This is a genomic window from Gemmiger formicilis (genome assembly GCF_016900095.1).
In the GTDB taxonomy this organism is placed as follows: Bacteria; Bacillota; Clostridia; order Oscillospirales; family Ruminococcaceae; genus Gemmiger; species Gemmiger formicilis_A.
In genome coordinates this window covers 206,824-229,359 of sequence record NZ_JACJJP010000001.1, presented here as the reverse complement: position 1 = coordinate 229,359, position 22,536 = coordinate 206,824, and the positions used below count along the sequence as shown (strand labels likewise).

The window sequence follows — 22,536 nt, the reverse complement described above, 5'->3', positions numbered from 1 at the left end:
CAGGGGAGAACGCAAAGAAGGCATAAAAAATGCCCCCGAGTAGGGGGCGGCCCGTGGTAAAAGTGTGGTTGCCAGACTTTTCGGGGCCCCCTTTAGGGAGCGACCACAGGAGATAGGCCCTTATAGGGTCTGTTCAAACCACCCGTTCAACGGGTGGTTTGATTGGCGCCGAATAGTCATCATCAAGATCCGGAAAATTCCAGATGGAACCGTAAAGAAACGTCCCGTCTTCTTTTTCCTCCTGCCGACATATTTTTGGCCGTCTTTTCGACTGTATAGAGCAAGCTAAAAAATTGTAACTTTAAAAGACGAGAATGTTGTACGTGCTGGTTTTAACACTTGATTGGATACAGATTAAGATACTTTATAATCCCAATACATTTTATTTACACCAGTGTATAAGCAAACATGAATTGAAGACTTATAAAAGGGATTGAGTGCAGGGGAAAATGTAAAATATAAAGATTAAATGTAAAACCTTGATGGGATTATCACAATTGTGTGAAAAAATGCAGGAAAAACTTGGAAATTTGCATGTTGATGAAAAATGGCATTTTCTATAATAATTTTGTGTCGTTGGCTCAATTTTGGTTCAAGTTGAAAAATTGGGCAAAAAAAGCACAAGGAAGGAGAATGTTTCAAGATGAGAAAAGCCAAGCCATCCGGTAAGCGGATCCTGGCGTCCATTCTGGCTGTCGGTATGATAGCCGGTCTGGTGCCCGGCAGCGCTCTGGCCGACGACGCGGCGCCGACTTCGACACAACAGTCGGCAGTCGTCCAAAGCGAGGAACAGGAAACGCCGACGGAGGACGAGGGCACAGTGTCCGATCCGGCACAGGAAGCGACCCCCGCTCCCACCGCCGAATCGGAGCCCGAGCCCACCCCGACGGCCACGACGGAAGGGGAGGAGGGCACCTCTGATCAGCAGGAGGCCTCCACCGATTCCGCCACCCCGGTACCCGCCCCGCAGCCGGAAGAAACCCCCGCCGAGCAGGCGCCGGCCAATGAGGTGGCCACACTGGCAAACCAGACCACCCACATTGCCACCTATGCGGGCCAGGTGCCCGCGGGCATTACCTGGGCCGACGGTGTGACCGGCGAGACCTTTGCCACGGCCTATGAGACTGTCACCGCCCAGGCAGCCGACGGTACCACCTACACCGTGGAAGTGGTGCCCGAAAACCTGGTCTACTTTGTGGACACCACGGCAGCCAATGGCAATCCCGACATCAACTCTGTGGGTAGCACCGAACCTTACGATGCCGTCAAGGCTCTGGTGGGGGATGCCCTTCTGAACGGCACCTACGACCGCTTCTCCCCGGACGAAAATTCCTGGGGCCTGGTGGACAACGGTGTCTCCACCAAGGGCTTCAGCGCCACCAACGATAAATACGTGACCGGCGTGTACGGCAGCGGTTATACCGGCACGGTGGAATACCGCTTTACCCTGGAACCCGGCGTCTACACCATCACTTCCGGCCATCATGACTGGTGGGATAACCAGAACCGTTCCATGAAGGCAACGGTCACGGTGGACGGCAAGACCCTGGATGCCGGCACCATCGCGGCGCTGGCCAAGAACCAGTCCGCCAGCCACAGCTATTCCTTCACCGTCAAGACGGCCCAGACCGTCACCTACACCCTGACCCCCACCGGCTCCAATGCGGCGGCCGTCTGCTGGGTGGGTGTGGAGCGCACCGGCGATGCGCCCCAGGATCCGGACACCCAGCCGACCAAGCCCACCTTGCCGGAGGGCTTCGGCGGTGCTCTGGAGGAAAACGGCGGCCTGACCTACGCCACCGGCGCGGTGACCAAGAAGGTTTCCGGCATGGATACCGTCTTCACCAACAACGTCCAGTGGAACAACGCCAATTCCTACCATGCTTCCGTCAGCGATGTGAGCGCGCTGAAATCCACCGCGTTCACCGTCCTGTTTGACGTGATGCCCACCTCTCCCAGCGGAGACACCAACGTGTCCACCCAGCGCACCGCCTTCACGGTGGGCGATGGCTCCAACAGCCTGCATGTGCTGACCTGGGACGGCAAGTTCGGCTACGGCCCGGACAACGGCGGCATCAACACCAACAGCATCCAGCTGACCGGCGCGGTCCAGAACGACTGGAACTCGGTGGCGTTTGTCTACCATGAGGATAACGGCGCCAACGGTGCGGTGGAAATCTACATCAACGGTGCCCTGGCCGGCAGCGTGGCCGATGTGGGCTTCAAGCTCAGCACCATGGATGACCTGTCCGCCATGCTGGCCCGCAGCTTCAACACCAACTACCTGATGGAAGGCTCCTTCGACAACATCGTCATCGGCAGTGTGGCGCTGGATTCCGCCACTGCCATGGCCGAGACTGCCTATCGCGCCTACCAGAAGGACCACCTGCCCACGGTGAACACCGCCGAGCTGGAAGCCGCCGTTGCCAAGGCCAAGGCCCTGGTGGAAGGCGGCCTGACCAGCGATCGCCTGGAAGCGGCCCTGGCAGCCGGCGAGGAACTGCTGGCCAATGACCAGCTCACTGCCGACGACCAGACCCGCATCGACGAGGCGGCGGCCGAACTGAACGCAGCCATCTCCGAAGTCAACCCCACCGAGGTCACCCTGACCAAGGAAGCGGTGGACGAAGCCGCCGCCAACGAGAACGGCCTGACCTGGAAGGGCTGGGGCATGCTCAACGGCAACTCCACCAGCAACCTGCTGCTGGACTACAAGGCCGAAGACCCCGAAGCCTACTGGGAAATGATGGAATACCTCTTCGGTGGCAAGTATCCGCTGTTCACCCATATCAAGATGGAGATGGGCAACGACGGCAACAACTCCACCGGCGCCGAAGCCTGCACCATGCGGTATGAGGATGAGGAAGCCGACGCTTCCCGCTCTCCCGGCTTTGTCATGGCGGCCGACGCCAAGAAGATCAACCCCGAAGTCAAGGTCAGCATCCTGCGTTGGGGCATGCCGGACTGGGTAGCCCAGAAGTGGAACGGTTCCAACAAGACCACCGAAGGCTATGAAGCCATGTACAAGTGGTACAGCGAGACCATCTTTGACGCCTACGAAAAGTTCGGCTATGTCATCGACATGATCGACCCGGATACCAACGAAACCAGCAACCCCGATGAAGATTTCATCAAGTGGTTCGCCAACCGGATCGAGACCGAGACCAACTTCCCCGAATACTTTGACCAGGCGGCCATCGACGCCTATCACAGCATCCGCATCATCGCTTCGGACGAGAACAAGGGTCTGCAGATCGTTCCTTCCATGCGGGCGGATGAGGACCTGTACAATGCGGTGGACGTCATCGGCTTCCACTACCGCACCAACGCCACCGACGACTATGTGACCATGGCCGACGTGGACGACAAGGAAGTGTGGTACAGCGAAGGCTGCGCCACCTTCGGCTACACCGAACTGCAGGAAAACAAGAACAGCGAATACGGCTATGAGAGCATCGGCGGCTACCAGAGCCCCCTGGCCCTGATGGACAGCATCCCCAACGCCTTCATGGCTTCCCGCCGTTCTCACTACGTGTTCCAGCCGGCCATCGGCAGCTTCTATGAAGGCATCCAGTATGGCCACAAGGAACTTCTCAGTGCCCGCGATCCCTGGAGCGGCTACATCCACTACGATCCCGCTCTGCAGATGCTGGCCCACTTCTCCCGCTTTGCCGTCACCGGCTGGGAGAACAGCGATCCCACCCAGAACGAAATCTGGCGCATGATCTCCAGCGCCAGCCACGGCTCCTTCGGCGGCAGTGACAACGAGCACCAGACCGCCGGCATCGACGGCGATGCCAGCTATCTGACTCTGGCTGCCCCCAACGGGGAAGACTTCTCGGTGGTGTTCGTCAACAACACCCAGAACGCCAAGACCTTCATGGTCAATGTGGAAGACCTGCCTGCGGCTGCTGCCAAGGACCTGCAGGTCTGGACCACCGAGACAGACAGCTACCTCAAGCACACCGGCACGGTGAAGGCTTCCGACGGCAGCTGGATCATCAGCGTTCCCGCCTACAGCATTGTGACCGCCACCACCCTGAACGACAGCTCCGAAGAGGAACTGGCCATGCCGTCCGAGGGCATCAACACCCCGGACCGCACCGTGCTGGATACCGATTCCACCGGCCGCAACGCTGACACCACCGATACCTACCTCTATGCGGACGACTTCACCTATGACGAAGAGCCCGACATGGAGCAGTACAACGTTCTCACCGGCACCACCACCGTGGATTACATGACAGCCCGCGGCGACGAACCGCGCTACATGCTGGATACCCACGGTGCTTGGATCGTGGAGGACGGTCGCCTGACCCAGGAACTGAGCACCAGCGTCAGCCAGTGGAACGGCGGCGACCCCGCCACCATCGTGGGTGACTTCCGCTGGATGAACTACATGGCCAGCGTGGATGTCCAGATTCCCGACGCCGCTTCCGGCGTGTGGACCGGACTGGGCGTGCGTTCCCAGACCGGCATGAACTGGAACCAGGATGGCTATACCCTGCGCATCTACGGCAACGGCGCCTGGGAATTCTACCGCGGCGGCAGCAAGCTGGGCAGCGGCAGCGTCACGGCCAGCGCCGACGGCAGCTACAAGCTGCAGGTGGCCGCCAACGGCAGCACCATCACCGCCCTCATCGACGGCAATGTGGTGTACAGCTACGAAGATTCCAACCCCATGGATGCGGGCCGCGTCAAGCTCAGCTCCTCCTGGAACAAGGTCTACTTCGACAACCTGGAAATCACCACCATCCCCGGTACCATCCCCTACGCCACCAGCATGGTGGACGGCCAGGATGACTCGGTCAGCTACGAAGGCAGCTGGGATATCTCCCAGCCCGGCGGCGGCAGTGCCGATAACTGGTACCGTACCCTGAGCACCAGCCAGGCAGCCGGCAGCAGCTTCTCCTTCACCTTCGCGGTGGAAGGCACCGGCTTTGCCATCGTCGGACCCAACGACGGCGGTGCGGACCTGTCCATCTACGTGGACGGCGCCCAGGAAGCCATCCAGGGCACCACCACGGCCAGCGGCACCCGCTTTGAAACCTACACCCTCACCGGCCTGGATTACGCCAAGCATACTGTCAAAGTTGTGGTGAACAGCGGCACGCTGAAGATCGACGCCCTGTACACCCTGGGCCAGGCCCTGGAAGCGGAGAAGGACGTCCTTGTCTCCGTGGAAACCGACCTGCCCGACCTGCTGGCGGTGAAAGCCGGCCAGACCGTTGAAAACCTGCCCGAAACGGTGGAGGTGAAGACCGGCAGCGGGGAAGTGAAGACCCTGCCCATCACCTGGAACAACACTGCCGACCGCTTCACCGAAGCCTACGGCACCGGCAGCGTGACCGGCACCGTGGAAGGCGGCACCACCGCCATCGGTGTCCCGCTCACCGTCACCATCCCGGTGGAGATCGTCCCCGCCAACACCGTCTACTACATCGACGTGGTGGAAGCCGACCCCGCCAAGCTCACTTCCACCGAACCCTATGACGCGGTCAAGGCCCTGCTGGGCAGCCAGCTGCTCAACCAGAGCTATGACCAGATCATCGGCAACGGCACCTGGGGCCGCGTGGATACCGACGCGGGCGCCAAGGGCTACTCCTCCACCACCGACAAGACCGATACCGGCATCTACGGCCATGACAACGCCGCGGGCGAGACCCTGACCTATCAGCTCACCCTGCCGGCCGGTACCTACGTTCTCACTTCCGCCCACCGCGAATGGTGGAACATGACCCGTCCCATGGATGTCACCCTGACGGCGGAGGACGGCACCATGCTGGCTTCCGGCAGCATCAGCCTGAGCAGCAGCAACCTGAACGCCGTCAACACCTTCTCCTTCACCCTGGACCAGAAGCAGAAGGTCAGCTACACCATCACCGCCACCGGCACCCAGGCTCCCGTCATCAGCTGGCTGGCTGTGGAAGAAAAGACCGCCGATGATCTGAAGGCGGAACTGCAGGCTCTGGTGGAAACCATCCAGACCAACGTGGCCAACGACCAGGCCAACGGCGTGGTGTATGCCGAAACGGCTCTGGAAGCCTGGCAGTACACCGGCTCCGGCGCCACCGCACAGAAGGACAGCCTGTCCGACCTGCAGAGCGCCTATGACCTGGCTGCCCAGCTCATTGCGGATGACGCCGCCACCACCGGCGACCTGTCTGCCTGCATGAACGAGCTGCAGTCCATCTACGACAACCTGCGCACCGTGGCCGAAACCTACTCCAGCATCCCCGGCACCACCGGTTCTGTGATCAAGGCCGACACCGGTCTGGATATGCAGGCCCATGGCGGCTCGGTGCTGACCATGGTGGAAGGCACCTCCGAGGGCTGCGTCAACTATGACCTGGACGGCGACGGCGAAGTCACCGAGGGCAAGACCGTTTACCTGTGGTACGGCGAGGACAAGACCAACGACACCCGTCCCGTGGACGGCGTGCGCTGCTATGTCTCCACCGACCTGTACAACTGGTCCGACCGCGGCACCGTGCTGTACACCCAGGATTCCATCCTGCCCGTGGAGGATTCCGGCAAAGCGGCTGTGACCTCCAACGTGGGCTCCGACGGCGAGGGCACCACCCAGAACTACAACGCCATGCAGGTCTCTCTGAGTAACCTGGATACGCTGAAGGAAGTGGGCACCTGGTCCGAACCCCAGAACGGCATGTCCGAATCCGATTTCATCGAGATCAAGAACTTCCTGCGCGCCTACGTCGCCGAATTTGAGGTGGCTCCCACCGACGATCACGACGTAAGCTGGGTGGCCAAGTCCTACGATGAGACCGAAATCACCGCTTCCAGCTTCCTGTATCCCGACAGCCAGACCGAAGGCACCCAGACGACCACCTCTTTGCAGCTGGCCTTTGAGGGTCTGTACGGCGGCTACTGCATCACCGAACGTCCCAAGGTCGTGTACAACGAAACCAGCGGCCAGTATGTCATGGTCTTCCATGCCGACGGCCCGCTGTACAACAGTGCCGACCTGAACAGCTGGGTGGCCGGCGGCTGCCAGGGCGATTGCCCGGCCAGCCGTTACAGCCGCGCCATGGTGGGCTTCGCCGTCAGCGATACCCCCTTCGGCCCCTTCAAGCTGGTCAACATCACCCGCATGAACTACGACCTCGACCTGAACAGCGACCGTCTGGGCGAAGCCCGTGACATGACCGTGTTCGTGGACAAGGGCGTGGACAGCAACGGCGACGGCGTGGATGATGCCTACGTCATCTACTCCAGCGAGATGAACTCCAAGCTGTATGTCTCGCTGCTCAACGCCGACTACACCGGCCCCGTGGCCGAAGGCGATACCGCCGAAGCCGGCACCCAGTATGCTTCCCGCATCCTCAGCGACGACAACCGCGAAGCCCCGGCCATGTTCAAGTATGACGGCTGGTATTACCTCATCACCAGCGGCACCGACGGCTGGAACAGCACCGAGCATGTCTACTATCGCAGCCAGAACATCCTCTCCGGCTGGGAAAAGGTGGGCAACCCGGCGGTGAACGACACCGGCAAGTGCTTCAATACCCAGGTCACCTACGTGATCCCGGTGGATGCCGAAAACGGCAAGTTCATCTTCATGGCCGACCGCTGGAACGGCAATGACCTCAGCGACAGCCGCACCGTCTGGCTGCCCCTGCAGGTCAACGACGACCACACCATCGGCGTTCTGAACGAGACCAACTGGGTCACCGCACGTCTGGACCAGCTGGCGCCCGTCATCATCAATTCCGAACTGCCCGCGGTGGTTTACGCCGACGGCAGCAACCTGCCTGATGCCCTCAACGTGACCTGGCAGGGCAAGACGCTGGACACCCGCGTCACCTGGTCCGGTTACGACAACATGGGCTACACCACCCTGACCGCCACCCTGGAAGATTGTGAAGGCGTCACCAAGCGGGTCACCGCGCTGGTTATGCCGGAAGATCTGCTCTACTTCGCCAACCCCACCAGCGGTGAGGTCAGCGCCGACTACACCGCCATCGTGGAAGCCAGCGCCGACACCCTCAAGCAGGATCCCACCGTCAACGACGGTGCCTACAGCGAGGAATCCGGCTTCGGTTACACCGGCGACGGCTACTCGGTGCGGGAAAACACCACCGACATCTACCAGAGCCTGCGTTACGGCAACAGCAAGACCGCGTCCATCAACTACCGCTTTGACCTGCCCGAAGGGGAATACGAGGTCTATGTGGGCATGTATGACCCGGCAAGCTGGTCCAACTGGAGCCCGAAGCGTAGCGCCGACATCCAGATCAACGGTACCGTTGTGGAGGAAGGCTATTCCTACTACAACAACTGCAACAACACCAACGATACCCTGCACTATCAGGCAACGGTGGGTGAGGACGGTCAGCTCAATGTGACCGTGGCCCCCAACGCCTCCACCGACTCTGCCATCCAGGTGAGCTTCATCATGGTGGCCGGCAAACCGGCGGAAAAGGCAACCGTCCGCTTTGAATCCAACGGCGGCAACATGATCGCATCCCAGAACGTGGTGATCGGTCAGACTGCCACCCAGCCCGCCGATCCCACCCGGGATCTGTACCAGTTCACCGGCTGGTATACCGATGAAGCCCTGACCGCGCTGTATGATTTCAGCACCCCGGTCACCGGCAACATCACCTTGTATGCTGGCTGGAAGCAGGTCATGGTGCAGGATATCGAAGATTTGACCGAGGTTCCCGCCGATCTGCAGAACACCTACGCCACCGTGGACGAGATGAAGCAGGCCATGCTCCTGAAGGCCGAGGCGTCTCTCCAGATGAATGCGGAAGGCAGCGCTTACTATGATGTGAAGCTGTACTACGTGGACGACGCGGGCAACAAGACCCCCGTGGAGGACGGCAAGTTCCCCGCGGAAGGTGTCAACGTGACCTTCGCCTATCCCGACGGCACCAACCGTGACGACTATGTGTTCTCCATCGTGCATCAGTGCCTGAACGGCGACCTGGAGACCTTCTCCGAGTCCGACATCACCTTCACCGATGCGGGTCTGACGGTCCACGTGAACTCCCTGTCTCCCTTCGTGGTGGCATGGCGTGAACGTTCCGCCGAGCCCACTCCCGAAAATCCGGATGAAGGCGGAACCACCCCGCCCACTCAGGGCGGCTCCGGCAACCAGAGCGGTTCCGGCAGCCAGAGCGGCAGCACCGGCGGTTCTTCCGACCAGGGCAGCAGCTCCACCGCCTCTTCCGATCAGAACAGCTCTTCCCAGACCTCCGGCAACACCGTCCTGAGCGGCATCCTGCCCCAGACCGGTGACCCGGCCGCCCTGGGCGTGCTGGCTGTCATCGTGGTGCTGGCCGCAGCCGCCATTGTGGTGCTGCAGATCCTGCGCCGCCGCAAAGGCAAGTAATCCCTATACACGCTTCGGGCCAGGGGGCTGACCCCGCCTGAATCCAACAAGTGAGCCCGCAAGGGTTGTGCCCTGTACCGTTAAAAACGGACAAATAGAGCAAATACCCCCTGATGTAGGAAAATGTAAGTACTACATCAGGGGGTATTGCTATATAGTCCTATGGGTAAATTGACATCAGAGATCAAGACAATGTAGACAGCGGAAAATCGTGGGCCTTTTCTGGTGGTGCGTTTAAGCGGTGAAATCCGAAATTCTGTATACAATATCGCCTGATTCTTCTGTGGGCTGGCTGTAGCAAAACAGGGTGAGATGGGAGGAAAGAAAAATCAAAAACAAGAGCCTGCAGATTGCTGGGAGGTTACACAATTTCAAATTACTCCGCGCAGGATGAAGGTTCTGTGGACAATTGCTTGGAAATTACAGGCGCCCGCCAACAGGTACCGGCAATTACCCGTGTACCCGCGGCAAACCAAAATATGTGGGATGCAGGCTGCATATGATTTCCTAAGCAAAAACAAAGCGCTGCGATGCCCTGTGTAAGGAGGTCCCTGTATGGCAACCTATTCTGTAACCTATCGCTTTTCTACAGAGGAAAACGCACAGACGCTAACAAAATGTCTGGAGCAGCTTGTGCGCAATCTGAGCCTGGAGCCAGAGGAGGAAGCCTGAGATGCAAAAACGTTCCGGTTCCGATTCTCTTCAAGCTAGTACAGAAGCAGCTATTTACCTGCGGTTGTCTGCTGCCGACGGTCCAGCAGCAGAGTCGGATTCCATCCAAAACCAAAGAGCCTACCTGACCAACTGGGCGCAGGACAACGGGATCGTTATCACGCAGGAATTTGTGGATGATGGACACACGGGTACGGACTTTGATCGGCCTGGATTTCAGAAATTGAACGCCTGTCTGATGGATGGTAGCGTGCGCTGCGTCATCGTCAAGGATCTGTCCCGCTTAGGTCGCAACTATGCCGAGACCGGCCGCTATCTGGAACAGATATTTCCCCGTTTGGGGGTTCGTTTCGTGGCGGTCAACGATCAGTACGACTCGGCCTGCAACACAGACACCGTACAGCAGATAGCCGTGTTCAAAAATGTCTTTAACGATTTCTACGCGGCGGATGCCAGTTCAAAGGTGCGGACATCCCTAGGAATCCTCAAGCGGCAAGGTAAGTTTTTGGGTCGCCAGGCCCCCTACGGATACCGCATCGACCCTAAAGACAAATACCACCTGCTTCCTGATGAAGAAACCGCCCCCGTGGTGCAGCGCATCTTTGCACTGTTCCTGGGCGGAAGCAGCCGGGGTTCCATCGCCAAAATGCTGAACCGAGAGAAAGTCCCTTCCCCAGCGGTGCAGAAAGGCATGACTGACAAAAGCCGGACCTTTACCGGACTGTGGAACGCCGAAACCGTTCGCCGGCTTTTATCACATCCGGTGTACCAGGGAGACATGGCCCAGCAGTTTACCCGGACCATCAATTACAAGGTACATAAACGCCGACGGATGGAACCGAAAGACTGGGTGGTGGTACCTGATACCCATGAACCGCTGGTCAGCCAGGACGACTTTGCACTGGCCCAGCAGATGCTGCGTGTGCGTACTTACGAAACCACCGACCACGTCCATCTGCTCTCGGGGATCGTGTACTGTGCCGATTGCGGCAGTCCTATGTATGCTAAAAAGCGGGGAAAATACTGGTACCTGAACTGTTACGGGTATTATCGTGATCCAACTGCTCATCAGTGTACCTCCCACAGCATACGGGAAGATTTGGTACTGCAAACGGTGCTTGACGCGTTGCAAAATCTGGCCAGAGGAAGAATCGACCCCAAAGCAGAGGCCGGCCGACGACTGGAGAGCCGGTCCTATGCTTCTGATACGGGAACCCGCTGCCGCAAGCTGGAAAAGCAGATGGAAACTGCCCGGCGCGCCCGGCTGAACGCCTACAAGGACAAAGCCGCCGGGACCTTGAATGAAGAAGAATTTGCCTATATTTCTCATGAGTTGCGCCGGGAGGAAGAACGCTGTATCAGTTGGCTCCATCAACTGCAGCAGAAGAAAGAGGTACCAGAGGAGCGATCAAGACTAGAGGAAAAAATCAAGAATTTTATGCAGTTTCGCACTCTGAATAAAGTACAACTGCGTTCTCTGGTGTGCCGCGTGGAGGTGGACAATCAAAAGAACATTACGGTGGAATTTACCTTTAAAGAACCCACAGAGTTTGAGTAAGACTTATAGGAGAGGGCATAGACTATATTTTTCTGTGCCGTGAAGTAATAACAAATGAAGGCGTAAAGGTAAAAGAGCAGAATTTATAAAAGTTTACTATCATTGAGAATAATCCATTGCAACTGCAAGATGATGCCTTTTATAAACAGCGTCTTTTACCCCTTCTTCCTCCCCGAAACAATATACTTCCCCTCATCCGAAACCACCGTGTCCACCTCAAACCACTGCCCGAAAGTCTCGGCCAGATCCTCCGCAGGCAGCATCCCTAGGGACACTTTGGCGGCACGACCAGAATGATGCCGGTTCAGCTGTTCCAGGCTCATGCTGTGGGCTACGGTCAGCCGACCGTCCGGCTTGAGCCAGGCCGCCAGATGCTGCACCAGCCCCGCCGGGTCAGGAAAATGGGGGAGGGCGTTGTACACCACACAGCAGTCAAAGTCGCCAGTGCCGGACATGGACTCAATATCGCCGCAGACCACCCGGACAGGGGAGGGGACTTTCCCGGCGGCGATCTTCACCATTTCCGGCGAGATGTCCACCGCCAGCACTTCCTTTACCTGCCGCCGGGCATAAAAGGGAAACAACACCCCGGTCCCGCAGGCCACATCCAGCACACGCACACCGGGTTTGACCCCGGCGGCATCCAGAATCCCGTTGATTTTGTCCTCATCCACCACCAGGTCCTGGTCCCAGCCGGAAGCCAGCGCATCAAAAAATTCCACCACATTCTTTTTGTCAATGCCCGCACAGTGGTGGTCAAGACATTGGATATTCATTGGAGTCTCCCTCTTTCTGTTCATATCCCGACTTCATTCGGTATAAATCTGCTGGTCGCCCGAGATGGCCTGTCCCAGATACTCGTCAATCCACCGGGAGGCGCCTTCCCGGTCCCGGGCCCGGATGAAATCATACAATTTCTCGGTGTTCCGGCACAGCGCCCCAATGCCGTACAGCCGGCAGAACCGTGTCCACAGGGTAATGACCGGCGGCTTGAAGGAATAGTAAATCAACGGCAAAATGCTGTTGCCGCTCACCAGGGCCAGTTCGTGCTGGTATAACCAGGCCGCTTCGGCCGCCTGGGCGGGAGTATCGCATTCCGCAATGGCGGCCAGCAATCTGCCCAGCCGGTCCAGGTCTTCGTCCGAGGCCCGGTCAATGGCGTTGCTCACCGCCAGATGCTCCAGTGCCAGGCGTACCTCCAGGATGGACTGTACTTCCTCCTTGCCCAGGATACCGCCCTGGTATTCCATGATGGCGATGAGGGTGCTCAGGTTGCCCCGGCGCCGGTAGTCCGCCACCACCGCGCCCTGGCGGGGCCGCACCTCCACAAAGCCCTGCTTGGCCAGCTCGGCCATGCCGCCGTTGACCACCGCACGGCTTACCTGCATCTGTTGAGCCAGCTCCCGCTCAGGGGGCAGCTGGGTACCCACGGCCAACTCGCCGGACAAGATCATCCGCTGCAACTGCTGGATGAACAGATCTTTCAGACTGGGGGCGGAAAGTTTCTCAAACTCCATACCGGCACTCCTTTCTGGGCTGTGGCTATACCACATACCATACCACGATTTTATCATACATTTTGCCAAATAAAAAGCCTTGCTTTCTATCTATTTACTGAAATAATCCGGCCTGGTTGACCAATCTTTCAAAGGGCGTTAAACTATTCACAAAAGGAAATATTTCGCAATACCCGCCGTGGTACCGGCGTGTGGCATAACCACAAAGCAGGGGAGAAAGGATGATCACCATGGACAATGTCAAGATTCTGGAAATCAAGCAGAGCGTGTTTGCTTCCAATGACCGGGAGGCCGACGAGGTGCGGCAGCAGCTGAAAGAAAAAGGGGTGTTTCTGCTCAACCTCATGTCTTCTCCGGGGTCGGGCAAAACCACCACTCTGCGCCGCACCATCGAGGCGCTGAAGGATGAGATGCGCATCGGCGTCATGGAGGCGGACATCGACTCCGACGTGGACGCCAAGGCCATTGCCGAGACCGGCGCCAAGGCCATCCAGCTGCACACCGGCGGCATGTGCCATCTGGATGCCGGCATGACCCGCCAGGGTCTGGAAGGGCTGGGGCTGGAAGATGTGGACTTGGCCATTCTGGAAAACGTAGGCAATCTGGTCTGCCCAGCGGAGTTCGACACCGGTGCCGTGAAGAACGCCATGATTCTCTCGGTGCCGGAAGGCCACGACAAGCCGCTGAAGTATCCGCTGATGTTCACCGTCTGCGATGTGGTGCTGGTGAACAAGATCGACGTGATGCCCTACTTTGATTTCGATATGGAAAAATGCAAGGAATACATCCGCATGCGCAACCCCAATGCCCAGGTCATTCCCATCTGCGCCCGCACCGGCGAGGGTATTGACCAGTGGGCCGACTGGCTGCGCACCCAGGTAGCCGCCTGGAAAAATCCGGACAAGCAGTAAGATGCCACACCATACAGAAAGGAACCGACCATGAGCCAGACCCATTTTCCTCTGGACGAGAGCAAACTTCCCTTCAAGATTCCCAAGGACGAAAAGCCCCGGGAAAAGATTCTGAAACTGGGCCAGAAGATCACTGACCGCATCCCGGCCAAACTGCGTCCCCTCACCGCCGAAGACCCGGAATACTGGGGCCTGGCGGGGCTGATTACCGACGAGATGGCGGATGTGGCCCTGAAGATGAAGGTCCGCAAACCCATGACCCTGCCGGAACTGGTCAAGGTCACCGGCAAATCTGCCGAGGAGCTGGAACCCCTTCTGTACCAGATGAGCTATGTGGGATTGTTGGAATACAACTGGGAGAACGAGCGGCACGAGAAGCAGTATGTGCTGCCCATGTTCGTGCCGGGCAGTGCCGAGTTCTTCAACATGCAGAAGAGCCAGATCGAGAACAACCCGGAAGTCACCGCCTTCTTTGAGCGGATGACCTTCCTGCCGCTGGAACACATCACCGCCATGGTGCCTCCCGGAGGCGCCGGCATCGGCATGCATGTCATCCCGGTGGAAAAGGCCATCGAGACCGAGAACCAGTCGGTGGACATTGAGCACATCTCCCACTGGCTGAAAAAGTACGACGGCAAGTACGCCGCCAGCCCCTGCTCCTGCCGTATGTCCCGGGCCCGCATGGGCGAAGGCTGCGGCGACGACCCGGAAGACTGGTGCATCGGCGTGGGCGATATGGCCGACTACCTGGTGGAGACCAAGAAGGGCCACTATGTGGACTATGACGAGGTCATGCGCATCCTGAAACGGGCCGAGGACAACGGCTTCGTGCACCAGATCACCAACATCGACGGCGAAAACAAGATTTTCGCCATCTGCAACTGCAACGTGAACATCTGCAACGCCCTGCGTACCAGCCAGCTGTTCAACACCCCCAACATGAGCCGTTCCGCCTATGTGGCCCACGTCACGCCGGAAAACTGCGTGGCCTGCGGCCGCTGTGTGGAGTATTGCCCCGCCGGTGCGGTCAAGCTGGGCCAGAAGCTCTGCACCAGCCACGGCCCGGTGGAGTATCCCCGCCAGGAACTGCCCGACAATGTGAAGTGGGGCCCGGAAAAGTGGGACATCGACTACCGGGACAAGAACCGCATCAACTGCTATGACACCGGCACCGCTCCCTGCAAGACGGCCTGCCCCGCCCACATTGCGGTGCAGGGCTACCTGAAGATGGCCGCCCAGGGCCGGTACACCGAAGCCCTGGCCCTGATCAAGCGGGAAAATCCCTTCCCGGCGGTGTGCGGCCGCGTCTGCAACCGCCGCTGCGAGGACGCCTGCACCCGCGGCACCGTGGACCAGGCCGTGGCCATTGATGAAGTGAAGAAGTTCATTGCCCAGAAGGACCTGGAAGCGGAAACCCGGTACATTCCGCCCATCAATCCGCCCTCCAACCGGGGCGGCTTCAGCGAGAAGGTGGCCATCATCGGCGCCGGTCCGGCGGGCCTTTCCTGCGCCTACTACCTGGCGGAAAAGGGCTATCACCCCACCGTGTTTGAGAAGAACCAGAAGCCCGGTGGTATGCTGACCTACGGCATCCCGTCCTACAAGCTGGAGAAGGACGTGGTGGAAGCCGAGATCGACGTCATCCGCCAGATGGGCGTGGAGATCCGCTGCGGTGTGGAAGTGGGCAAGGATGTGACCCTGGACGAACTGCGTGCCCAGGGCTACAAGGCCTTCTATCTGGCCATCGGCTGCCAGGGCGGACGTATGGCCGGCATTCCCGGCGAGGACGCCTCCAACGTGACCACCGCCGTGGATTTCCTGCACCGTGTGAACGAAGGGGAGAAGATCAACCTCAACGGCCGCATTGTGGTGGTCGGCGGCGGCAACGTGGCCATCGACGTGGTGCGTTCCGGCCTGCGCTGCGGCGCCACCGGTGCGGACATGTTCTGCTTGGAAGCCCGCGACCAGATGCCCGCCACCCCCGGCGAGATCGCCGAGGCGGAGGAGGAGGGAGCCAAGGTCCATTGCGGCTGGGGCCCCAAGGAAATCCTCACCGAGAACGGCAAGGCGGTGGCCGTGGTGTTCAAGCGCTGCGTGTCGGTGTTTGACGCCGAAGGCCGCTTCAATCCCACCTATGACGAGAACGACACCGTCACGGTGGAATGTGACCATGTGTTCATGAGCATCGGCCAGAGCATCCAGTGGGGCGGCCTGCTGGAAGGCTCCCGGGTGGAGCTGGGCCGCGGCGGCCGTGCCGTGGCCGACACCCTGACCTACCAGACCGCCCAGCCCGATGTGTTTGTAGGCGGCGACGTGTACACCGGTCCCAAGTTTGCCATCGACGCCATCGCCGCGGGCAAGGAGGGCGCCGTCTCCATCCACCGGTTTGTGCAGCCCAACACCAGCATGACCATCGGCCGCAACCGCCGGGACTTCATCGAGCTGGACAAGACCGACCTGGCGCTGGAAAGCTACGACACCACTGCCCGTCAGGTGGCAGGCATGGCCCAGGATATCGACTACCACCATTCCTTCCGGGACGGCCACAAGACCTTCTCCGAAGAGCAGGTGAAGAAGGAAACCGCCCGTTGCCTGGGCTGCGGTGCCTCGGTGGTGGACCCCAACAAGTGCATCGGCTGCGGCGTCTGCACCACCAAGTGCGAGTTCGACGCCATCCATCTGTACCGCGAACGTCCCGAATGCAGCACCATGGTCCGCAGCGAGGACAAGTTCAAGGCCACCCTGCCCTACATGATCAAGCGGGAAATCAAAATCCGGTTCGGCAAGAAGGAAGACTGAGATGCACGAACTGGGAATTGTCTTTCACATCATCCGCAGCGTGGAGGATGTGGCCCGCCAGAACAACGTCCGGCGTGTGACTGCGGTGACGCTGGAGCTGGGCGAAGTCTCCGGTGTGCTGGAGGATTACCTTCAGGATTGCTGGAACTGGGCGGTGTCCAAATCGGACCTGATGCGGGGGGCCAGACTGCAGGTGGCGGTGATCCCTGCCAAAACCCTGTGCGAGGATTGCGGCATGGTGTATCCCACCGTGGCCCACGGACGTACCTGCCCCGGATGCGGCAGCGGACACACGCATCTGATTCAGGGCAACGAAACCATGATCCGGGATATTACGGTGCCCCAGGAGGAAGAGCCGGAACCGACGGACTCTTCCGCCCCGGGCGAACCGTAACAAGCATAAAGTAAACGGAGGAATTTTGTATGTTGTTTCAAATCTACGGCGAAAACGCCGGCTGGCAACTGTTCGGTTGGTTGCTGGTATTCGTTGGGCTGATTCTGGTCAATGAGCTGGCCCGCCGCACCAAGCAGGGAGGCATCTTCTGCTTCCTGATTCTGCCCGCAGGCCTGACGGTCTACTTCATCGCGGTGGCTGTGGGGGCTTCCATGGGCGCAGAATGGGCGCTGAACAACCCCACCTACCTGTACATGAACAGCTGGTTCCATTACGCCAAGCTGTATGCGGCCACCATCGGCTGCATCGGCTTCATGATGCTCAAATACAAGTGGGGCATCGGCAAGACCCACTGGTTCAAGGCCTTCCCCTTTGTGATCGTGGGCATCAACATCCTAATCGCCGTGGCCAGCGACTTCGAGTCCGGCATCCGCGGCGCCATGGCCCTGGCCGAAACCGGCAGCCGCTGGTGGCTGTCCAGCGAGAACGTCTGGGTCTACGGCGGCTGGTGGAACTGGGTCAACGGCATTGCAGGTATCCTGAACATCCTGTGTATGACCGGCTGGTGGGGCATTTACTCCTCCAAGAAGCAGCAGGACATGCTGTGGCCGGATATGACCATCTTCTACATCGTGGCTTACGACCTGTGGAACTTTGAATACACCTACAACAACCTGCCCACCCATGCTTGGTACTGCGGCCTGGCCCTGCTGCTGGCACCCACCTTTGCCAATGCCTTCTGGAACAAGGGCGGCTGGATTCAGAACCGCGCCAACACCCTGGCTCTGTGGTGCATGTTTGCCCAGGTCTTCCCGCTGTTCCAGGATCAGGGTGTCTTTGCCACCATCCCCGTGCTGTATGTGGACGGCGTGATGGATGCCGCCACCCATCCCACGGCGGCCGATCCCACCATGCAGGGTGTCATCGCCTTGGCAGCGCTGGCGGCCAACGTCATTGTGCTGGCCATCATCATCAAGCGGTCGGTGGAACAGAAGAAGAACCCCTACACCAACGAGATCTTCACCGATACCAAGGACTTCCAGCTGGCCATGGCCCGCGCGGAGTAACAAACCCAAACAAAAGGACCGGCTGCCCGTCAAAAGGCAGCCGGCCTTTTTTCATTCGTGACCTCATCACGGAAGAATAACCCCTCTTTGCGGTATACTGGGCCCACTGAAATGCGGGAGGGGTTATCATGAAAACCGGAATCAAACGCCGCAAGGCCCAGGTGGACCGGGCCGACTGTGTGGCCTGCGGCTGCTGTGTGAAGGTCTGCCCGGTGCAGGCCATCGAGATCGTCCGGGGCGTCACGGCCCGGGTCAACCAGGACAAGTGCGTGGGCTGCGGCAGATGTGCCGCCGAATGCCCGGCCAGCGTCATCCAGATTCGGGAGGTGGGCGCATGAAAAAGAAGTGGTATGATTATCTTTGGATTGCCTCGCTCCTTTACCTGATACTGGGCTTTTTCAACATCCTGTTTGCCTGGCTGGGACTGCTCTGCTTCTGCATCCCGCTGCTTTTTGCGGTGGTGGGCGGCAACAAAGGCTACTGTAACCGCTACTGCGGCCGGGGCCAGCTGTTCGGCATGCTGGGCGGCCGGTTCGGCCTGTCCCGCAAAAAGGACATTCCCAACTGGATGAAGAGCAAGGTTTTCCGGTACGGATTCCTGACCTTCTTCTTCGCCATGTTCTTCCTGATGCTCTGGAACACCTGGCTGGTCTTTGCCGGGGCCCGGGACCTCAAACAGGTGGTCACCCTGCTGTGGACCTTCAAGCTGCCCTGGAACTGGGCCTACCACGGTACCCTGTTCCACCCCGGCGTGGCCCAGTTTGCCTTCGGCTTTTACAGCGTGATGCTCACCTCCACCGTGCTGGGCCTGATCACCATGGTGCTCTTCAAGCCCCGCAGCTGGTGCGTCTACTGCCCCATGGGCACCATGACCCAGCTGATCTGCAAGGCCAAAAACGGCCGGAACGTATAAAATATCATAGGGAACAACACCCGTGCAGCTGTGATGCCGCACGGGTGTTTTGTGTGTTGCCGAATAGGCATGATAAAATCCCCCAGTTCAACTGGGGGCAATAAAAATGCTTTATTAAATGGAATAAGTTCCAGCATCAGCTGGAACCTAAAGTAAAGAAATATAACTTTGAATAATGCGAAGATTGTTTAATGTAGCCCCGTGTAAGGGGCTTGTAGTGCAAAAAAGTGTGATTGAAAAATGGTTCAGTGCCCTCTTTAGAGGGCTACCAAAAGAGATAAGCTCTTATAGGGCCTGCTCAAACCATCCGTTGAACGGGTTGTTTTGATTTGGTGTCTTTTCCATGGTCCAAAATCATGTACCGGACGGGGCCGGTGGAACTGGCCAGCTGTTCCTTCGGGCAAAGCAGCAAGGTCAGTTATCTGCAGATGATCACCGCAGTAGCGGCCATTGTCAACGGGGGCAAACTCATGCAGCCCTATGTGGTGCAGACCATCACCGACGCAGACGGCCAGGTCATTCATGAAACCGAACCCACTGTCAAACGGCAGGTAATTTCGGAAGAAACCTCAGCCACCATGCGTACCCTGATGGAAGGCGTCGTCACCGACGGCACCGGCAAAAACGGGGCGGTAACGGGGTATCGGGTGGGCGGCAAGACCGGTACCAGCCAGAAACTGGACAGCGAGGACTCTTCGGCCCGCATTGCCAGTTTTGTGGCGGTGGCACCCATCGACGACCCCAAAATTGCGGTGCTGGTCTGCCTGGACGAACCCCACAGCTGGACCACCAGCGGTGGTGCCTTATCCGGGCCGGTGTGTGCCGAGGTGCTGGAGCAGGCGCTGCCCTATCTGGGGGTGGAACCGAGCTATACCGAGGAGGAGCTGGAAAAATATTTTACGACCGTACCGGATGTGTCCGGATGGAGGGCGACCGCCGCCCGGCAGAAGCTGGCCGAATATGGTCTGGAAGCCGCCGTTGTGGGAGATGGCGAACGGGTGACCGGTTTGTATCCGGAAGCAGGCACCTCGGCCCGGCGGGGATCTACCATTACGCTGGATACCACCGGGAGCTACGATGCGGCAGCCGATGCCTGAAAAACAAAACAAAGCGGGAAAGCCTGACTGTGCCTTGTGCGCCGTCAGGCTTCTTCTGTGTCCCGCAGAATCTCCAGAAACCGTTCCGCTGCCCGGGAAAAAATCTGATACTTTTTCCACACAATGCACATGCCGGCTTCCTGCCGGGGGGCCAGTGGGCGAAAACAAAGGGAGCTGGACTCGCTTACGTTGATGATGTTGTCCAGGCAGATGGCGTACCCCATCCCATCTTCCACCATCAGTGAGCCGTTGTATACCAGGCTGTAAGTACCGTTGATCTGCAACTGTCCGGCAGCTTCCCCGAACCATTCCTGCAGACGGTTGTTTTTCAGCACTTGACGGGACAAAATCAAGGGCTTGCCCACAAGGTCAGCGAAGGACACGGTTTCTTTGGCAGCCATAGGGCTGTCCTGGCGCATCAGCACACCCCAGGTATCCCGGTAAGAAAGGGGAATGACGTTATATTTCGTCATGTCGATGGGGGCGAAAAGTAACCCGAAATCAATCAGCCCTTTGTCCAGTTCCTCCCGCACATCGGTGGCATCTCCGCTGGAAATATGGAAATGGACCTGCGGATATTGCTCCTGCAGGCGATGGGCGGCGCGGGTAAGATAGTGTACTCCCATCGTCTCTCCGGCACCGATATACACCTCTCCGGAAAGTTGTTCCTCTGTCTGGGCGAATTCCTGTTCGGTCTTCTGTACCAGGTCGATGATCTCCTCGGCGCGTTTGCGCAGCAGCATTCCTTCCGGCGTCAGGGTCACGCTGTGGCTGTTGCGCACAAAAAGAGGCTGCCCCAGCTCCTCCTCCAGATCACGGATCTGACGGGACAGTGTGGGCTGTGTGACATGCAAGGCGTTGGCTGCGTTGGTGATGCTGCCTTCCCGGGCGATGGTCAGAAAGTAGCGCAAGACACGAAGTTCCATCAGGCATTCCTCCCGAAACCAAGTTTTTCTTTTATGGTACCAGAAAAACAAGATGCTTACAAGGCATATCATATTATAAAATATAAGTATTTGCTATTTGATTGCGAAAGGGCTACACTGAAATCAGTCGGTGTGGACGGCAGCCAATTGGCCGTCCGCAGCGGTAGAACGGAGGCAAGATGGAATGAAGGACCAGGAATTGTCAAGGGAAGATGTGTGCCAGAATCTGCGGGATGCAGGCTTTGCGCCGGAAGCGGTTGCCGGTTTCCTGGATTGCTGGTCCAGGGGCAAGCGATGCGAACAGATGCGTATTCTGTCCAGACAGCGGCAGTACCTGTTGGATCGTATCCATTGCCGGGAAAAGCAGATCAGCTGTCTGGATTATCTGTCCTACCAACTCAGCCGACAGGAAGAAATCAAAAAAGATAACGGGAGATGACCAAGGTATGAAATTCATTTCCGACCAGACTTTTGACCAGGAACGTGCCCTGTACGGGCAGAAGGATATCTGCGTGACAAACTGCCGTTTTGACGGCCCGGCGGATGGGGAAAGCGCCTTCAAGGAGGGTACAAACATCACAGCGGAAGATTGCTTTTTCAATCTGCGGTATCCGTTCTGGCATGACACCGGCCTGACCATCCGCAACGGCGAGATGACCGAACTGTGCCGGGCGGCGCTGTGGTATTCCCGCAACGTGACCATCACCGATACCAAGCTTCACGGCATCAAGGCACTGCGGGAATGTGACAACGTGACCATGCATGGCTGTGACATCCGGTCCCCGGAGTTCGGCTGGTCGGTCCGGGGAATCACCATGGAAGACTGCACCGCCGAAAGCGAATATTTCATGATGCGGTCGGATCACCTGCACTTTACCAATGTGACGCTGAAGGGCAAGTATTCCTTCCAGTACATCCAGGACGCCACCTTCGAAAACTGCCGTTTTGACACCAAGGATGCCTTCTGGCATGCCAAACATGTGATGGTGCGGAACTGTGTGGTCAAAGGGGAATATCTGGCCTGGTACTGTGAAAATGTGACGTTTGAAAACTGCAAGATCATCGGCACCCAGCCGCTGTGCTACTGCAAAGGGCTGCGCCTGATCAACTGTGAGATGATCGACACCGACCTGTCCTTCGAAAAGAGCGAGGTTCATGCCACCCTCACCACCCCGGTGCTCAGCATCAAGAATCCCCGTTCCGGTCGCATCGAACTGCCCTCGGTGGGAGAGGTGATCCGGGACGATCCGGAAGCCCGGGGCGAAGTAATCTGCACCCGCGTGTCCGACAGAAAAGCCGGCGGCTGCGCCTGATTGATTTCTTC

The 22,536-nt window shown here is 58.6% G+C and carries 14 protein-coding genes; 11 read left to right on the top strand and 3 right to left on the bottom strand.

Annotated features, from left to right (window positions below; genetic code table 11):
• Nucleotides 1-643 precede the first annotated feature (643 nt).
• Both H6B15_RS01045 and H6B15_RS01040 read left to right on the top strand, forming a co-directional pair.
• Entirely contained in the window at nucleotides 644-9,358 is an 8,715-nt protein-coding gene (locus H6B15_RS01045) for an InlB B-repeat-containing protein (protein WP_204645169.1), read from the top strand.
• Nucleotides 9,359-10,031: 673 nt separating this feature from the next.
• Entirely contained in the window at nucleotides 10,032-11,588 is a 1,557-nt protein-coding gene (locus H6B15_RS01040; RefSeq protein ID WP_204645168.1) for a recombinase family protein, read from the top strand.
• Nucleotides 11,589-11,743: 155 nt separating this feature from the next.
• Here the strand turns inward: H6B15_RS01040 and H6B15_RS01035 are convergent, their stop codons facing one another.
• Together H6B15_RS01035 and H6B15_RS01030 are read right to left on the bottom strand one after the other, a co-directional pair.
• Nucleotides 11,744-12,364 (bottom strand): class I SAM-dependent methyltransferase, encoded by a 621-nt coding sequence (locus tag H6B15_RS01035; RefSeq protein ID WP_204645167.1) that lies wholly within the window; start codon nucleotides 12,362-12,364, stop codon nucleotides 11,744-11,746.
• 33 nt (nucleotides 12,365-12,397) lie between these two features.
• On the bottom strand, nucleotides 12,398-13,105 hold the full coding sequence (locus tag H6B15_RS01030; RefSeq protein WP_204645165.1) for a FadR/GntR family transcriptional regulator: 708 nt from the start codon (nucleotides 13,103-13,105) through the stop codon (nucleotides 12,398-12,400).
• A 230-nt stretch (nucleotides 13,106-13,335) separates the two neighbouring features.
• Here H6B15_RS01030 and hypB point away from each other — a divergent pair, with 230 nt between their 5' ends.
• From hypB to H6B15_RS00995, 7 genes are all read left to right on the top strand, one after another.
• Nucleotides 13,336-14,016 (top strand): hydrogenase nickel incorporation protein HypB, encoded by a 681-nt coding sequence (hypB, locus tag H6B15_RS01025; protein ID WP_204645187.1) that lies wholly within the window; start codon nucleotides 13,336-13,338, stop codon nucleotides 14,014-14,016.
• 30 nt (nucleotides 14,017-14,046) lie between these two features.
• Nucleotides 14,047-16,815: an FAD-dependent oxidoreductase gene (locus H6B15_RS01020; protein ID WP_204645163.1), complete on the top strand. Its 2,769-nt coding sequence runs from the start codon at nucleotides 14,047-14,049 to the stop codon at nucleotides 16,813-16,815.
• A gap of 1 nt (nucleotide 16,816) precedes the next feature.
• Complete coding sequence (locus H6B15_RS01015; protein ID WP_204645161.1) at nucleotides 16,817-17,209, top strand: hydrogenase maturation nickel metallochaperone HypA; 393 nt, start codon at nucleotides 16,817-16,819, stop codon at nucleotides 17,207-17,209.
• 29 nt (nucleotides 17,210-17,238) lie between these two features.
• Nucleotides 17,239-18,276, top strand: coding sequence for a DUF5692 family protein (locus H6B15_RS01010; protein ID WP_204645159.1), 1,038 nt, complete (start codon nucleotides 17,239-17,241; stop codon nucleotides 18,274-18,276).
• Between the two features lie 128 nt (nucleotides 18,277-18,404).
• Nucleotides 18,405-18,614: a 4Fe-4S dicluster domain-containing protein gene (locus tag H6B15_RS01005; RefSeq protein ID WP_204645157.1), complete on the top strand. Its 210-nt coding sequence runs from the start codon at nucleotides 18,405-18,407 to the stop codon at nucleotides 18,612-18,614.
• Nucleotides 18,611-19,189, top strand: coding sequence for a 4Fe-4S binding protein (locus tag H6B15_RS01000; protein ID WP_204645155.1), 579 nt, complete (start codon nucleotides 18,611-18,613; stop codon nucleotides 19,187-19,189). Before H6B15_RS01005 ends, H6B15_RS01000 begins: the two co-directional genes overlap by 4 nt.
• Nucleotides 19,190-19,545: 356 nt before the next feature.
• Nucleotides 19,546-20,286, top strand: coding sequence for a penicillin-binding transpeptidase domain-containing protein (locus H6B15_RS00995; RefSeq protein WP_204645153.1), 741 nt, complete (start codon nucleotides 19,546-19,548; stop codon nucleotides 20,284-20,286).
• A gap of 44 nt (nucleotides 20,287-20,330) precedes the next feature.
• Here the strand turns inward: H6B15_RS00995 and H6B15_RS00990 are convergent, their stop codons facing one another.
• Nucleotides 20,331-21,212 carry a LysR family transcriptional regulator gene (locus tag H6B15_RS00990; protein WP_204645151.1) on the bottom strand — a complete coding sequence of 294 codons (882 nt, stop codon included), beginning with the start codon at nucleotides 21,210-21,212 and terminating at the stop codon, nucleotides 20,331-20,333.
• Between the two features lie 184 nt (nucleotides 21,213-21,396).
• Here H6B15_RS00990 and H6B15_RS00985 point away from each other — a divergent pair, with 184 nt between their 5' ends.
• A complete protein-coding gene (locus H6B15_RS00985; RefSeq protein WP_204645149.1) occupies nucleotides 21,397-21,651 on the top strand; it encodes a hypothetical protein in 255 nt (84 codons plus the stop codon).
• A 7-nt stretch (nucleotides 21,652-21,658) separates the two neighbouring features.
• Nucleotides 21,659-22,525, top strand: coding sequence for a DUF3737 family protein (locus tag H6B15_RS00980; protein WP_204645141.1), 867 nt, complete (start codon nucleotides 21,659-21,661; stop codon nucleotides 22,523-22,525).
• Nucleotides 22,526-22,536 lie beyond the last annotated feature (11 nt).